The sequence below is a fragment of the Bradyrhizobium sp. CCBAU 21365 genome (assembly GCF_015291305.1).
Taxonomy (GTDB): Bacteria; Pseudomonadota; Alphaproteobacteria; order Rhizobiales; family Xanthobacteraceae; genus Bradyrhizobium; species Bradyrhizobium elkanii.
In genome coordinates this window covers 3433351-3448601 of the sequence record NZ_CP030036.1, presented here as the reverse complement: position 1 = coordinate 3448601, position 15251 = coordinate 3433351, and the positions used below count along the sequence as shown (strand labels likewise).

Below are 15251 nucleotides of genomic sequence, written 5' to 3'. Positions count from 1 at the left end.
GAGGACATGCCGCGAAGGCTCGAGGGTGATTTCGACTACATTATCGTCGGCGCAGGCACGGCGGGCTGCATCATGGCCAACCGCCTGTCGGCCGATCCGAAGACGCGCGTGCTGCTGCTGGAAGCCGGCGGCAAGGACAACTGGATCTGGTTTCATATCCCGGTCGGCTACCTCTTCGCGATCGGCAATCCGCGCTCGGACTGGATGTTCAAGACCGAGGCCGAGCCGGGCCTCAACGGCCGATCACTCGCTTATCCGCGCGGCAAGGTGATCGGCGGCTCCTCCGCCATCAACGCCATGATCTCGATGCGCGGCCAGGCCGCGGACTACGACCACTGGCGGCAGTTCGGCCTCACCGGCTGGAGCTACAGCGACGTGCTGCCAGCGTTCAGGCGCCTGGAGGATCATTTCCTCGGTGAAAGCGAGCATCACGGCGTCGGCGGCGGCTGGCGCATCGAGGCGCCGCGGCTGTCGTGGCAGATCCTCGATGCGGTCGGCGATGCCGCCGAGGAGATGGGCATCAAGCGCATCCCGGATTTCAACACCGGCGACAATGAAGGCACCAGCTATTTCCACGTCAACCAGAAGCGCGGCCGGCGCTGGTCGTCGGCGCGCGGCTTCCTCAAGCCGGTGCTGAACCGCGGCAATCTGCGGCTCGAGACCGACGTGCTGGTCGACCGCCTGATCATCGAGAGCGGCCGCGCCGCCGGCGTGCTGTTCCGCCAGGGCGATGAGGTGGTCGAGGCCCGCGCCAGGGGCGAAGTGATCCTCTGCGCCGGCTCGATCGGAACCACGCAGGTGCTGCAGCGCTCCGGCATCGGTCCGTCCGAATGGCTGTCGCCGCTCGGTATCGACATCGTGCTCGACGTGCAGGGCATCGGCCATAATCTGCAGGACCATCTGCAGCAGCGCGCGATCTACAAGGTATCCGGCGTGCGCACGCTGAACGAGACCTATTACAACTTGATTCGCCGCGGCCTGATGGGCCTCGATTACGCGTTTCGCCGCCGCGGTCCCCTGACCATGGCGCCCTCGCAGCTCGGCATTTTCACGCGCTCGGACGCGACGCGCTCGCGCGCCAACATCCAGTTCCACGTGCAGCCGCTGTCGCTCGACAAGTTCGGCGATCCGCTGCACCGCTTCCCCGCGATCACGGTGAGCGCCTGCAATCTGCAGCCGAGTTCGCGCGGCACGGTGCGGATCCGCTCGACCGCGCCCGACGACAAGCCGTCGATCGCGCCGAATTATCTGTCGACCGACGACGACCGCCAGGTCGCGGCCGACGCCATCCGTACCACGCGCAGACTGATGAAGCAGAAGGCGCTGGAGAAATATCATCCCGAGGAATTCCTGCCCGGCCCCTCGGTCGGTGACGACGATGCCTCGCTCGCCAAGGCTGCCGGCGACATCGGCACCACGATCTTCCACCCCGTCGGCACCGCGAAGATGGGAACGGCCAACGATCCGATGGCCGTGGTCGACGAGCGGTTGCGCTTCTACGGCCTCAACGGCCTGCGCATCGCGGATGCCTCCGTGATGCCGACCATCACCTCAGGCAACACCAACACGCCGACGGCGATGATCGCCGAAAAGGCCGCGGCGATGATCCTGCAGGATGCGCGATAGAACGACGATGAACGCCCCGAAGCGGTTTCTGGTCGGCGATGCCGACGCTCAGGTTGCGGTGGCGCAATGGGGCGAGCCGGCCTCGGACAAGCCGCCGGCGCTGCTGCTGCACGGCACGGGCTTCGTCGCGGAGGTGTGGACCGAGGTCGCAGAGGCGCTGGCGGCCGATTACACGGTCTACGCGCTCGACCGCCGCGGGCATGGCCTGAGCCACAAGCCGCCGGCCGATCGCTATCACTTCCAGGATTTTGCCGAAGACGTCCGCATGGTGGTGGAGCGCCTCGACCTCCAAGACATCTACGGCATCGGCCACAGTGCCGGCGCAACCGACCTGCTGCTCGCGGCCAGACTGATGCCCGGTCGCTTCGCGCGCCTGCATGTCACGGAGCCGACCGCGATGGATCCGCGCGCGCCGCGCGCCGGCGGCCTCAGCGACATCGCGAACGCCTCGGTGCAAGGCGTGCTGCGCCGCCGGGCCGAGTTCGACAGCGCCGACGACCTGTTCCAGCGGCTGCGCGCCGCACCGGCCTTCGCGCCATGGACCGAACGGTCGCTGTGGGCCTATGTCCATCACGGCTTTGCCCGGCTCGACGACGGCCGCATGCGGCTGCTTTGCACGCCGGAAATCGAGTCGGCCCTGCTCGGGCCGATCTTCCAGGCCATGGAGCAGATCTACACCGGCGATGGCCGCGGCAATCCGTTCCCGTGGTTCTCCGACATCGCCTGCGCGGTCTGCATCGCGACCGCCGAGCAGTCATGGCCGATCTACAAGGAAATGGCAGGCCGCGCCGCGGCGCTGATCCCGCATGCAAGCGGCTGGACGTTCGACGGCGTCGGGCATTGCGTCGCGCAGGAAGCGCCGGAGCTGATGGTGGCAGCGATCACGACGTTTGCCGCGCGTGCGCGTTAAGGCGTGAATGTATCAATGCGTTGCGCCTAGCCGTAGTGATCGAGCTCGCTCAGGGCAATTCGGACCTCTCGCGCGAAATCGACCAACGACACGATGAAAGCCACAACGGAGACAATGAAGAGGATGGCGACGCCCCGCTCGTGTTGGATGTGAAAGAACGCACTCACAAAGCCGACGACGATGACAATGCTGATCGAGATGCTTCCTATGATGGACCAGAAGATCGCGCGATTGATCATGGTGGCGCGCCGAGCAAGACGCGGCAGGTCTGCCTTGAGCCGGCATCTCGCCTGATCCTGATCCGAAATTTGGTTCAGGTAAATCGATCTGTCGATGATCCGGTTCAGGCGGGAAATCAGCACCGCGATAAAGGCCGCCAATGCGCCAAGCAGAAATGCGGGCGCAGCCGCTTGAGAAATCACTTGAGAGAGCTGACTGACCGATGGCGTATCCGGCAACATCGACTCGACTTTCGGGTTAGCGCGGCCGAAACCAATCAGCCGGACATTGGCGACCTGGACCCAGCAGCCTGGCCATCACGCCTCCGAAGTATCGAACCGGCAGCGGCGACGATTGTCCAGCCGGCGTCCGAACGGTCGGCATCGACGGCCTCGCGCGAGTGCGGCGCATCGTGGCGTGATCTTGGCACAATTGAAGGCACGCACAACACTGCTATTTTGTCACGATCCGTCGGGTCGGCGTCACAGTGCTGGTCGGCGCCATCGGAGAGATCGAGAACGTCAACCAGGAATTCCAGCCGGCCGGGCGATTCTCTGCTGCAAATTCTCCATACCCCTTGAGATTCAGATAACCCTGCATCCCGCCCACGGGAAACAGGAAGCCGATCTGCGGACCAACGCCCACCACGCGGGACCGAAAGCCCCCAGGACAGGGTGCTGGCCGAAATCGTCGGTGACCTGCTGATAGGCATATCCAACCAGGCCAACGAAAACCTGCTTTGACAGAAACTGGGAGGCGCCCCAATCCAGATGGAAGTCGATCCCGTTCTGATACTGCGTATCCTGATTCTTGAAATTGTAGGTGAAGCCCCCGACGGCAGAAAATTCATGGCCCGCCTGCGGGTTGAAGTAGGTGTAGCCGCCGCCTGCATCGATCGCGGCGTGACCGATGCCGAGATTGGCGAGGCTGCTCGGACTGTATGCTCCGACCGGAACGTCTCCCGTTACATAGGTCATGAAATTGTGCACGCCGGCGCTCCACTTCAGCGTCGCCTGCGGGTAGAGGTCGCCTACCGATGTGATTGAATCGCCGAAGCTGCCGGTGCGCGTTGTCGCCAGCGGACCGACGGCCGCCGTCAGCGTCCTCGCAAGATCCGCGCTCGACCGCCCGAACAGCCCGGTCACGCCGATGGCAAGTTGGCCACCCAGCACCGGCGTTGCGAACGTATAAGTGGGATTGAGAAGGATGAGATCCGCCTGCGCGTTGAGATGCAGGTTTAGATTGACGTTTGCCGCGGCGGGGATTCTGCCGACCTGGATTTCCCTGGCGCCGCGGCATTGCCGAATGCACTTACGCTGGTGTGATAGTAGACCTCCGCCATCGACCAGCCGGGGACCTGCGGGGTCGCAGCGAGGCTGCCGAAGCGGCCGGGAAGCCAATATGAGACGCCGCCCTCGTCGGCCCGGGCGGCCTCAGACGAAACTGACGCCATGACCAGTATCATGGCGATGCCGACATCCCTGAGCGTCTTGCCTCGCCCGTTTGGTTGCCGCCTCATCGAAAGACCGCGAAGCCGCATGTCACACCCCCCTTTGGTGTGTGCGGAACGACCTGTACGGCTCGCTCGAGCGCACGATTCGCCCCCGCAAATTGAAGCACGTTGATTCTTGCCGGCCCGGTTGGAGCCGGCAAGAATCCAGTTTCTCAGGCCCCGATCTTCTTGGCGGCCGGAACCGTCCAGGTGCCGTTGATGATCGAAGGATCGGTTTCCTGCGGCCAATACATGCGCAGCATGAGTATGAAATCTCCCTCGGGCGCAGGAAGCCAGTTGGATTCCTTGTCTTTGCCGGGCGAGTCCTTCTGAATGTAGAGATCGGTCGAGCCGTCCGGATTTTCCTTCAGATTTTCCCGCGCACTGATCGAATATCGGTTGAGCGGATTGTTCACGAAGAAGTAGCCGCTGTCGTACATGGTGAGCGACCAGAATCCCTCGGCCGGAGGCAAGTGGCCTTTGGGAAACCGCATGACGTACTTGTTCGCACCATTGTACTTGCGGTCATCCGCATCCTTTTGCGAGGTCGGATAGACCGCATCCTGCGGGCGGTTGGCGCCGAGTCCGATCGCGGTTACCAGAGCCCGCATCAGATAGTCGGTCCCGTAGATGCCGGTTCTCGTCGTGAACGCAAAGCCGTTCTCGTCCTTGACGGCCTTGTTGACCTTGAACTGAAGCATGATCCTGTCGAACGACACCTCGGGGACACGCTTCAGGAAGTCCGCCTTCAGCTTGGTCTCGTCAAAGTCGCGTCCGGGTACGATGCCGATGCGGGCAAATTTGGCGAGCTGGGCCGCGTCTGCCGCGTATGGCGGGTTGGTTTTCATGAGCTCGCACAGCAGCTTGAAATACGACACCGCGTCCATGCGATTGACCTGTTCGCGGACAGCCGTCTTCATGTCGATCGACGGATCGACCTTTCCCGGAGGTGGTGTGTACGGCTTGCCGTAAGCACTGAGCGGAACGAGCTTGCACTCGTCCTGCAGCTTGTGGACGGCTGCATAGTCCTCCGGCGTTCCGGTGCAATAGATGCGGCCGAGCAGCCACACGATGTTGGTAGGCGATTTGTACTCCCTCACGCCATCCGGCAGCGTGCCCTTCCAGCCGGGCCCGGTGATCGCATAGGTTTGTGCTCCCGTGCCGGTGGTGCGCTTTCCCGGCACCTGGAACACCGTCGTCCAGCCATCAAGCATGGGCATCAGGAAATAGCGCCCCTTCATGTCCGGGATGCTGAGGACCCACGGTTCTTTCCCGACGTCGAAGAAGGACGTGGTGTAGAGCGTGTCCGCGTTGGGCGCAGTGACATCACGGAACGACGCGTCCGGATATTGCCGCAGCTTGATGATCTGTCCCATCGGCGCCTTCGTTCCCACGGGTTCGGCAACATTGGTGAGGACCCGGCGGGTCATCTCCATCGTCACCAACGGATAGCCGAATATGTAGGCGTCGCTCGCGAGCCAGAAGTCCTCCAAGCCCTGACCGACCCCCAGGAAGGCTCCCTCCTCGGCGACGGCTCGTCGACCTATCGCCGCTCCGGTGAGCAGACCCATTGCGCCAAGCGCAAGGTTGCGTCGCGTGATCTCCATTGTTCTCTCCCTTGTGTGCAAATCGAATGGTCCTCAAACAATCGCCTGGCTGCTTCGACTGTCGGCCGGCCGTGACAGGCGTCCGATCCCGTGGGTCAGGGCTGCATCCTGATCCCGAGCGCCGCTCTCATATCCTTGAAGACCACTGCGATGGCCTCGATGATGAGTTGATCAGGATGCGCCTTGCAATGTTGGATTACTTCATGCTCGGCCTCGCGGGACTTCTTGATGTCGAGGTAGTGCTTGCGCGCAAGCCCGTTGTACCATCCGCTGTACCAAGCAGTGAGAAGATCGGCGTCTCCCTGCCATGTTCCGGCGAGTTGCGCGCAGGTCAGCTTCTGAACGTCCAGATAGCCTTCGGCGTTGGCGTAGGCGCTCAGGTCTGTCTGCGCGTGTGCCGACTGAATGCCGGCGACGATCAGCGATGCTGCAATCATGGCGGTTCGTCTCATGATCCCCTCCTGTGAGCTCGTGTGCCCGGGTTAGATCGCGGCCAATCTTCCACCTGTCGGCCGAGCGGCTGTGACGCGACGGTCGCGTTGCTCAGTAACAAGGCGGATACGGATAGTATCCGCACCGCGGGGCGTAATAGGGATAAGCTGCCGCAGCTCCAAGGGCGGCCGCACCCGCGACTGCAGCGCCGCGGTAGTAAGCACCTCGCCAGGCGGTGCGGCGAGCAACGCCGGCAAAAGACAGCGGCGTGAATGGACGACCGATGATGTCGATAAAGATCGACGCCGGTCCATCAGCTCCGGCAAGGTCACCTTCGAGCATATCGACATCGAAAGTCAGCCCGTCGCCTTCGAGCTTGGGCGATTTCAGGACGACGACGGCGTCGGCTACCGATGATCCGTCTTTCCTGAACCCGGACACGGTGGCGTTTGGAGGATCCTTCGCGAAATTGTCACTGCCATTGCCCCAATCCTCGACAATTCGCGACGTGAGATCGTGACCAGCCGCCCTCACGGGCCGATCGGCGAACACGATCGCATTCGGTGAAACCCCCGTCAGCACAAGCTTCCCGTCCTTCAAGCTCGCACTGCGCGAGTTGAGGACGAAGAGCGATGGCACGACTTCCGGCTTTGCCTGACCTATCGACTTCTCAAGCGGTACGTGTGGTTTGCTCTCGGGTGCAGACTGGGAAAACACCTTATGGGGAGCGGCAATCAATCCGGCGACGCAAAATACCAACAGAGCTGAGCGAAGGGTCATGTTTGTTATTCCTTTGGGGGAGCGCAATCTGGCAATCAGCTTCGCTAAGCATTTCGCGCCAATTCAGATCGCGCGTCTTGCCATTTCGCGCCAATCATCCGGATTAGTTCAGCGGCCAATCACATGAGGCCGTCCGCGGGGACTTGCCGGATCGTGTTTGCGGGCACGTTGCTGCTTCCGGTAGACAACGGGTTGAATTTTCATCAAACGCGCGAAGGAACGGCTGAAGCTGCTTGCGTTGGTATAACCGAGGAATTTGGCGATGTCCGACAAGCGCTTGCTTGAATCGGCGAGCAGTCGGCACGCGACCTTCAAGCGAATCTCGGCAAGTATTTCGCTATGGCTTGTGCCCATGCGTCCCAAATGACGCTGCAACGTACGTCGGCTGATCTTGAGCGCACGAGCCGTGCCATCAAGGGTTACCGCGTCACCATGCCGCAGTGATGCGACAATGGCCTCACGGATCGCCTGGGATGAAGGCAATCGGACGGTTCTCATCGGCTGGCGTCAGGCGAGAAGCCCATGGTCCCTCAATAGAAAAACCGGTCTTCGAGGTTAAGGGCGCTTCGAAGGCACGTCTGGCCACCAGCCGCCAAAATTCTTGTCAAATGGAATCGGCCGATGCCCACCATCCCTTCTCAAGCATGGCGCGGGATAAAATTGAGCAACAGACGTGGCGGCCTGATAGTCTGGACTCCCGTTAAAATTGTTGGGCAGGCACGTAGTTGCATTATCGCCCATGCGGCTCTTTTTACTTAAGATCTTAAGTTCGTAGGAATTCAGGTCCGGCCGATGGCAAACATTCATTTGACGCGCTGCCAACACCTTAGTCCTTTCGCAGACATTCTGAATAATCTTGGAGCACCAACCGCTTCGCTCCTGGAAAAGTTTCGCCTACCCACCTCGTTGGAAGAAAAATCCAATCATTACGTCCCAATTTTGCCTGCGATCGACTTTGCGGAATTCGCGCGAAGATCGCAGGGCATCGATGATTTCGGATTTCATGCTGCTCAGCAGCTACATTTCGGCCACCTGAGCGAAAGAACCCGGAATCTCATTGGTCATTCTCCGACACTGCTTGTCGCGCTACAACAGACCTGCAAATGGGCATCGCTCGAAGACTCAAACTTGAGCAACTGGCTTGAGCGCTACGACGATCACGTGAGAATTTGCAGTAGGCTCGCCGGAACCAAAGGACTTCAGCATCTCGAGCATTCACAGTGGCTTCAGAACATTTTTCCGATCTACGTCGTCCGACAATTCGCCGGGCCGGACTGGGCTCCAGCAACTATCGCCTTTGAAGCTCGCTACACGCCGACTCCGACGTGCCAGTCATTCTGGCCAAATTCTCGATTCTTGTCCGGCCAAGAAGCATCATGGATCGACGTGCCTATTTCGTTCCTGGCCCTCCCCAATAGGGCGAACGAAAATCTTCCTTGTCCGAAGGACGAGAAGATCGAATTTGCCAATTATGACATCATCGAAACACTCAAGCTAATGCTGCCATCCTACCTGGACGAAGGACTTCCGACGCTCGCTGAGATCGCGGAAATGGCAGGCGTTAGTACACGTAGCCTTCAACGCAACCTGTCGCGCGCCGGCATTACATATTCGGGCCTGCTGGATACCGTTCGGTTTGAGAACGCTAGAAAGCTCTTGCGAAACACGGACTCCAAGATCATCGAGGTTGCGTTCGCTTCAGGCTACACGGATCCCGCCCATTTTACCCGCGCCTTCCGCAGGATCGCCGGTGTTACGCCGCGGCAGTTTCGCGAGCAAAGGAGAACGTGAGAACGTCATCGCTCCCTGGATGCTGTACGTTTCGAGCAACTTGTCCTTCCTGTGGGCCTGCCGCCCTGTCGCGAGCTTCGACAACGATCGAGGGGCCGACAAACCAACATCGATCGCCCCGCCTCACCATGATGATCATTTCTAGCGAAGGGGTTGGCCTTGGACGCGTGCCCGCGTAGCAGCGAAGGCTTTTCGGCTTTCAGATCAATCCTGATGGCAGGAGCGTGCGCGCTGTTGACCCTCCCTGCCGGGACAGCCCTTGGCGCAGACGACGACGCAATCAAACCGGCAGTGCCGACGATCTATCTCGACCTCAGGACGATCTACGCACAGGTACCGGCAGGATCGCTCGCGTTCGGCTTTGGACGTCCAACGCTGTTCAATACGCAGACGCTTGCGACATCGGGCGGTGTGGCATTTCCGGCAGGCCTGCCAGCAGCGAAGTCCCTCAACATGGATTTTCCGCTGACGGTCGATGTCACCGAAAGCGTCTCGCTCTATGCCGGCGTCTCCGGCAGTTCGACGAACTTCGGAAACGCCGGCTTTTCGTCCTTTCAAATCACGAGCTGGAACATCGGCTTCCAGGCCGACCTTTATGAGCAGAACGGCGGGACCTTTCCTACCGTGACGCTGCAATCGACCATCACACAGTCGATTCCCAATGGCCCGCTGGGGACAACCTCGTTCAACAACATTCTCGAATTTGGCTATGCGCTCGATTCCGATGAGACCAGAGGCTTCCTCAGCGGTTTCCAATACACGCGAACCGACGTCGACAGTGCGCTGGGAAGGATCAACCCGAACACGATTGCCTATGTCGGCGGCTACTATCAATGGCCGAACAATTGGAAATTTACCGGCCGCGTGGGCGTGCAATCGTTCGAAGGCGCGCAACTTCTTAACCTCGCATCGATCCAGCCCTTTGCACAACCGATCGTGCGGCTCGATCTCGACCGCATGGATGATAATGACAACCGACTGTTTGGCATCACAGCCGAAATCATGTGGGTGCCGAACCCCGCCTATCAACTGACGTTCAGAACGCCTCTGTATGCCGTCAAGAACTAGCCGGCGCACGAGCAAGCAAGCACCGAGACCATCCGACGCGGGTGCGAGCGACCCGCTCCCGGCTGCTCCGACGACGGATAGATCTACTCCGGGTCAGCTTGACTGTGTCCTCTGCGGCCATCACCGGGTCGGCCAACGGCCCGCCGGGATGCGGCGCCAATCGGTGCAGTGACACGGCCGGACAGGCATGGCGTCAGCCGTCACCTCGAAAACCGAAGCGCGCCGGTGGCAACCGATCGTCCGGCTATCGCTGATCTTCGAACGGCTTGACCGAGTGGGCCGGCGCGCGCGCCGGCTGGATCGTCAGCCGATAGGCGATCAGGTGGTGCCATCGAATGCCTCGAGCAAGTAGTCGCAAACGGGACAGTGATACTCACCTTTGGCGCCCGGTTCGGACCATAGCTCCAACCGCCGGAAACCTGCGCCACAGCACGCGCACGTGACATCCGCTTTCCGCACGTTGATCCTCTTGGCTGCGTTCTGCAGGACGTAAAAACACCAGGTGAACTCGGCAAAGCAACGATGGCTGTCGCCTGACCGAGGCGAAAGCAAATGTCATGGGGCTCACGTTCGCATTCCAGGCAAGATGCTTCGGCAGCAAAGTGCAGATTGTGCCTGGCGTGATTGATGACAGCTGCCTGACCTTTTCGAACGCGCGCCCCGCTGCATTCCGTTGATCTACGTCAAGCTCGCGCGCCGAAATTGTCGCAGCTTCGCAGCTCGCAAAATCGTCCGTGAGGGAGGACACGCCATGCTTCGTTGCATCCTCGCCGCTCTGGCGGCTCTGGTTCTCGTCGCTGTCTGCCTGATTCCTGATGACGCCTATGCCCGCCGTGGAGGAGGCGGCGGCTTCCGCGGCGGCGGAGGCGGTTTTCACGGCGGCGGAGTGCGTGGCGGTGGCATGCATGTAGGTGGAAGGGTACACGGTGGAGGATATCGCGTTGCCGGCCGTCCAGGTGGCCGACCGATTGCAGGGCGTCCGGGCTATCCCGGCTACGGCAGAGGCTACTATCGGCCAGGCTGGGGCTATGGTGCTGCTGCCGTCGGCGCAGCGGCCGCGGCCGGCGCGTATGGCGCCTATGGCTACTACGGCAACCAAGGCTGCTACTACAATGAATACGGGCAAATGGTCTGCCCGCAGTACCCGTATCGATATTGATCCGGCTGAGCAGCAGTCGATAAACATGCGATTGCACCGCACCGGCTCGCTGTCGAGCTTCGGTCAGGCACCGGCATGTCCATGTTGAATGGATCGACCGCAAAGGGACGCCACGATGGCCATCGTGGCGGTCCCTCGAATTTGCGTTCCCGAGGAGACGACTCGATGGAGTACGACGCCTTCACCGACGCGAGCCTTAAGATGATGTACGAGGCTGTTCGCGGCGCGCTCGAAGCCGACGACGAGTTCGAGGCGAACGGTGAAGAGCCAAAATTCCGGGTCCGGTCGACGGCCGAATGGAAGCGGCATGCCAGCAATCTTGAGGCCGAGATTCTGAAACGGGGGCTCCAGATCGACATCATCGACTGGACGCGCGGTCAGAGCGAGCTACCGCTGTAAAAGCCATCAGGGGTCCGCGTGAACGCGACGAGGAATAACGCGCCCTCGTCCGGATCGTTGCCGGCACGATCTCTTGGTCAAACCGGGCCGTGCGATCCCGGTGGCACCATGTACAGGGTCATGGCGAAAATCACATAGATGAGCACGAGCAAGGCACCGATAAACCATGCCGACCGTCCGCTGTTGGTGATGAAGCAGGACGTCACGGAGGCGATCATGACCATCGTCACGGCCCCCGGCCAGAACTGCAAATCCATCGGCTTCGGACCGACGACGTAGCTCAGAAGCACCAGCGCCGGCGCGACAAACAAGGCGATTTGAGACGCGCTGCCGAGCGCGATGCTGACGCTCATATCGAGACGGTTCTTGCGTGCCGCGGAAAACGCGACCGCCATTTCTGCCGCGGCGCCGACCAGCGCGACGATGATGAAACCGACGAACGCCGGACTCAATCCCAGCGTCTCGCCCGCTTTCTGCACCGAGCTCACGAATATTTCGCTGACCAGTGCAACCAGCACCGTGACCACGAGAAGAGCGCCCAACGCAAATCCGATCGGCCAGCCGTCGCCACCGGTTTCGCCATGCTCCTCGCTTGCGAACAGCTCCTTGTGTGTCTTGAGCGAGAACAGCAAGCCGAGCCCATAGGCACATATCAACAGCACAGCGAGGCCCGTACTGAGCGACAGCGCCATGGCTTCGCCGCGCGCCGGATCGAGGTCGGCAACAGCCGAGGGCGCAAGCAACGCAATCGTGGCCATCAGCAGCAGCGCTGCGTACATCCTCCCGCCGGCGCGATTATACTCCTGAACGTGATGGCGGAGCCCACCGAGCAGGAATGATGCGCCGAGCATGAAGAGTGAATTGGTGACGATGGCACCAGCGATCGATGCCTTGACCAGCATGTACTCTCCGGCATGCAGCGCAGCGATCGCGATGATCAGCTCGGTCAGATTGCCCAAAGTTGCGTTGAGCAGGCCTCCGACTGCGTCGCCGGTTTTCGCTGCGACGCTTTCCGTCGCGTGGCTGAGAAGGGCGGCCAACGGCACGATGGCAAGGACAGCGAGCACAAACAGGGCGGTGTGGGCGGACGGAGCTGCCGTCTCGACCGCCAGCACGATCGGCACGAAGACCAGCATCCAGAGCAGTGGATTATGTCGAATTTCCTTGAGCAAATGGTGCATGGTACCGCCCGGTCGCAACGAGGTCGACGGCAGTTTCTGAACACCGCGGTCCGCTGAACCTTGATCTATCTCAATCCGGCGCCACCGCCGCGCCAGTCACGACCTGAGCCGGACCGGCCGATCCGGAGCCTCACGGAATTTCCCGAACGGTCAGAAGCGCGTCCATATTTTCAGGCTCCCTCCCCCTTTTGACCTAGATCAACCCGTGGCCGACCAGATTGCGGTTGTTCTCGCGGACATCCTTGATGAGCAGCTCAGGAGCTTACAATGACGAGAAACGCAGCTGTCGCAGCGATTGCATTTTTAGTGACGACCTCGTCTCTCGCTTTCGCAGCAGAGACATCCACGACGGTCGGAGCTGCGCAACCCAGCGCCGCCGACCTGAAGAGCCTGACGGACATGCGTGTCGGCATCGTCAAGGCCGCCTTGCAGCTGACACCCGACCAGGAGAAATACTGGCCGGCCATCGAGGATGCCATCCGTGCGCGAGCGAAAAACCGGCAGGCTCGGTTGGAACGGATTGCCGAACTCCAGGAGAACGGACCGATGGAGGTCCTTGGTGGAAGCAATCCGGTCGAGATGATGCAACGCAGGGCAGATCGGCTGATTCAGCGCGGGACCGATCTCAAGAAGCTCTCCGATGCCTGGGAGCCGCTCTACAAGACATTGAGCGATGATCAGAAGAGAAGGATGGCATTCGTGTCGTTCGCTGTCATGCGCGGCGTGCGAAACGCGATCGAGCAGCGTGGCGGTCCGGACGACGAGGACGAATAAGGCCAACCGGACCGCAGGCGAACAGCCCCCTGCTGGTTAGTGCCTGAAATGACTGAACGCTCGAAAGGGCGGGCGTCACGCGTATCTGCCAAACGAAAACGCCCTACTGCAACCGTCCATCCATGTTGCGGGCGATTCCATGTTGCGGCGCGCATGGTCGCTTCGCCGCAAAGCACCGCGTTCATCAACCCGGTCATTCCGACGGCGGAAAGCGGTCGAAGGTCGGCAGCTCATGCGCATTCTCCATCCAGCGCAGCCGCTCCGCGACCTGGATATGCATCGTGGCCGGCACGCGATCGGGATCGTCATAGGTGCCGCTCTGGATGTCGATGAACCCGGGCAGCATGTTGCCATTGGTGTAGAAGAGTCCGCTGCCGCAGTTCGCGCAGAAGTGACGCCGGCCATGCTCGGAGGATCGGTAGATCCTAGGCTGCCCCTTGGTCACCTTGACCATGTCCTCGGCAACTGTCACCCAGCCAACCATCGGCGCGCCGGCGTGGCGCCGGCAATCGGTGCAGTGACACAGCGCATGGACGACCGGTTCGCCGGTCACCTCGTAACGGATCTCGCCGCAGTGACAGCCGCCGGTGACGTCAGCCATGTTTTCCTCCGCTCGATCAGTGGCTTGCCGGGTCAATAACGCTGCAAGCACCAACGCTTCAATTGCGCATCTTGCCCTTGCGTCGAGCTGTCGCGCGGTCCCCTGCGCCCCCGATCATGCGGGCCGCTGCGGCCCTCACGAAATCGTCATCCCTGCCCTCGGCCCCGCCAAAGCCCCGGGAATAAAGCCCCGGCCCCGCCGATCATCTCCCCGGAACCCAATCCCTGGGCCCACGGGAGACTTGCCATGAGCGGACACGATCACGACCATCGCGATGAGGAAAAAGGCGTCAGCCGACGCAAGGTGCTGGAATGCATGACCTGGGCCGGCACCGGCGTGCTGTGGACCGTCACCGGCGGCGTGCCGCATTCGCTCGGCATCGTCGGCTCGGCCGCGGCCGCCGAAGCGGCGCCCGGCATGACCTTCATGCAGATCAGCGACAGCCATGTCGGATTCGACAAGCCGGCCAACCCGAACACCATCGGCACGCTGGAAGAGGCCATCAACAAGGTCCGGGCGATGCAGGTCAAGCCGTCCTTCATGATCCACACCGGCGACATCACGCATCTGTCGAAGGCGTCCGAATTCGATGACGCCGATCGCATCATCTCGCAGGCCAAGCTCGACGTGCACTACGTGCCGGGCGAGCACGATTTCATCGACGAGGAGGTCAAGCTCTACAAGGAGCGCTACGGCCGCGGCACCAAGGGTCCGGGCTACTATTCCTTCGATGCCGGCGGCGTGCATTTCATCGGCCTCGTCAACGTCGTCGACCTCAAGGGCGGCGGCCTTGGCAATCTCGGCAATGAGCAGCTCGAATGGCTGGAGAACGACCTCAAGGGCCGCTCGAAGTCGACGCCGATCGTGCTGTTCGCCCACATCCCGCTGTGGACGGTCTATCCGCAATGGGGCTGGGGCACCGAGGACGGCGCCCGTGCGCTGGAATACGTCAAGGGCTTCGGCTCGGTCACCGTGCTCAACGGCCATATCCACCAGGTGATGCAGAAGGTCGAGGGCAACGTCACCTTCCACACCGCGCGTTCGACCGCCTTCCCGCAGCCGGCGCCGGGCTCCGCCCCCTCGCCCGGCCCGATGAAGGTCGAGGATGCCAAGCTGCGCAGCATGCTCGGCGTCGCCAGCATCAACTTCAAGCAGAACAGCCAGCCGCTGGCGATCATCGACACGCCGCTGCAAGGCTGAGGGACAAGACCG

General features: G+C 61.4%; 15 protein-coding genes and 1 pseudogene. 7 read left to right on the top strand and 9 right to left on the bottom strand.

Annotated features, from left to right (window positions below):
• Positions 1-6: 6 nt before the first annotated feature.
• Complete coding sequence (locus tag XI02_RS15715; RefSeq protein WP_172648174.1) at positions 7-1626, top strand: GMC family oxidoreductase; 1620 nt, start codon at positions 7-9, stop codon at positions 1624-1626.
• Positions 1627-1633: 7 nt separating this feature from the next.
• Positions 1634-2536, top strand: a complete 903-nt coding sequence (locus tag XI02_RS15710) for an alpha/beta fold hydrolase (RefSeq protein ID WP_172648175.1) — start codon at positions 1634-1636, stop codon at positions 2534-2536.
• A gap of 26 nt (positions 2537-2562) precedes the next feature.
• Here XI02_RS15710 and XI02_RS15705 read toward each other — a convergent pair whose 3' ends face one another.
• The 6 genes and pseudogenes from XI02_RS15705 to XI02_RS15680 all read right to left on the bottom strand — a co-directional run bounded on the left by XI02_RS15705 (position 2563) and on the right by XI02_RS15680 (position 7549).
• The gene (locus tag XI02_RS15705) at positions 2563-2997 is read right to left on the bottom strand and encodes a DUF2721 domain-containing protein (RefSeq protein ID WP_038376621.1); all 435 of its coding nucleotides are present in this window, start codon (positions 2995-2997) and stop codon (positions 2563-2565) included.
• Between the two features lie 211 nt (positions 2998-3208).
• Positions 3209-4220 (bottom strand): annotated as a pseudogene (locus tag XI02_RS15700) (transporter).
• A gap of 200 nt (positions 4221-4420) precedes the next feature.
• Positions 4421-5854, bottom strand: coding sequence for a DUF1254 domain-containing protein (locus XI02_RS15695; protein WP_172648176.1), 1434 nt, complete (start codon positions 5852-5854; stop codon positions 4421-4423).
• Positions 5855-5949: 95 nt separating this feature from the next.
• Complete coding sequence (locus XI02_RS15690; RefSeq protein WP_018270606.1) at positions 5950-6291, bottom strand: HdeA/HdeB family chaperone; 342 nt, start codon at positions 6289-6291, stop codon at positions 5950-5952.
• A 106-nt stretch (positions 6292-6397) separates the two neighbouring features.
• Positions 6398-7066 carry a hypothetical protein gene (locus XI02_RS15685; protein ID WP_244980709.1) on the bottom strand — a complete coding sequence of 223 codons (669 nt, stop codon included), beginning with the start codon at positions 7064-7066 and terminating at the stop codon, positions 6398-6400.
• 108 nt (positions 7067-7174) lie between these two features.
• A complete protein-coding gene (locus XI02_RS15680; protein WP_244980710.1) occupies positions 7175-7549 on the bottom strand; it encodes an AraC family transcriptional regulator in 375 nt (124 codons plus the stop codon).
• Between the two features lie 309 nt (positions 7550-7858).
• On the opposite strand from XI02_RS15680, the gene XI02_RS15675 reads away from it, so the two are divergent.
• A complete protein-coding gene (locus XI02_RS15675; protein ID WP_081334998.1) occupies positions 7859-8857 on the top strand; it encodes an AraC family transcriptional regulator in 999 nt (332 codons plus the stop codon).
• A gap of 213 nt (positions 8858-9070) precedes the next feature.
• Positions 9071-9925 carry a hypothetical protein gene (locus XI02_RS15670; protein WP_141713292.1) on the top strand — a complete coding sequence of 285 codons (855 nt, stop codon included), beginning with the start codon at positions 9071-9073 and terminating at the stop codon, positions 9923-9925.
• A 373-nt stretch (positions 9926-10298) separates the two neighbouring features.
• Here the strand turns inward: XI02_RS15670 and XI02_RS15665 are convergent, their stop codons facing one another.
• Positions 10299-10850 carry a hypothetical protein gene (locus XI02_RS15665; RefSeq protein ID WP_172648177.1) on the bottom strand — a complete coding sequence of 184 codons (552 nt, stop codon included), beginning with the start codon at positions 10848-10850 and terminating at the stop codon, positions 10299-10301.
• A 399-nt stretch (positions 10851-11249) separates the two neighbouring features.
• Here XI02_RS15665 and XI02_RS15660 point away from each other — a divergent pair, with 399 nt between their 5' ends.
• The gene (locus XI02_RS15660; protein WP_018270599.1) at positions 11250-11483 is read left to right on the top strand and encodes a hypothetical protein; all 234 of its coding nucleotides are present in this window, start codon (positions 11250-11252) and stop codon (positions 11481-11483) included.
• A 77-nt stretch (positions 11484-11560) separates the two neighbouring features.
• Here XI02_RS15660 and cax read toward each other — a convergent pair whose 3' ends face one another.
• The gene (gene cax, locus XI02_RS15655; RefSeq protein ID WP_172648178.1) at positions 11561-12664 is read right to left on the bottom strand and encodes a calcium/proton exchanger; all 1104 of its coding nucleotides are present in this window, start codon (positions 12662-12664) and stop codon (positions 11561-11563) included.
• Positions 12665-13063: 399 nt separating this feature from the next.
• Here cax and XI02_RS15650 point away from each other — a divergent pair, with 399 nt between their 5' ends.
• The gene (locus XI02_RS15650) at positions 13064-13438 is read left to right on the top strand and encodes a Spy/CpxP family protein refolding chaperone (RefSeq protein ID WP_244980711.1); all 375 of its coding nucleotides are present in this window, start codon (positions 13064-13066) and stop codon (positions 13436-13438) included.
• Positions 13439-13631: 193 nt separating this feature from the next.
• Here the strand turns inward: XI02_RS15650 and XI02_RS15645 are convergent, their stop codons facing one another.
• Positions 13632-14039, bottom strand: a complete 408-nt coding sequence (locus XI02_RS15645; RefSeq protein ID WP_172648179.1) for a GFA family protein — start codon at positions 14037-14039, stop codon at positions 13632-13634.
• A 246-nt stretch (positions 14040-14285) separates the two neighbouring features.
• Here XI02_RS15645 and XI02_RS15640 point away from each other — a divergent pair, with 246 nt between their 5' ends.
• A complete protein-coding gene (locus XI02_RS15640; protein WP_038379476.1) occupies positions 14286-15239 on the top strand; it encodes a metallophosphoesterase in 954 nt (317 codons plus the stop codon).
• Positions 15240-15251 lie beyond the last annotated feature (12 nt).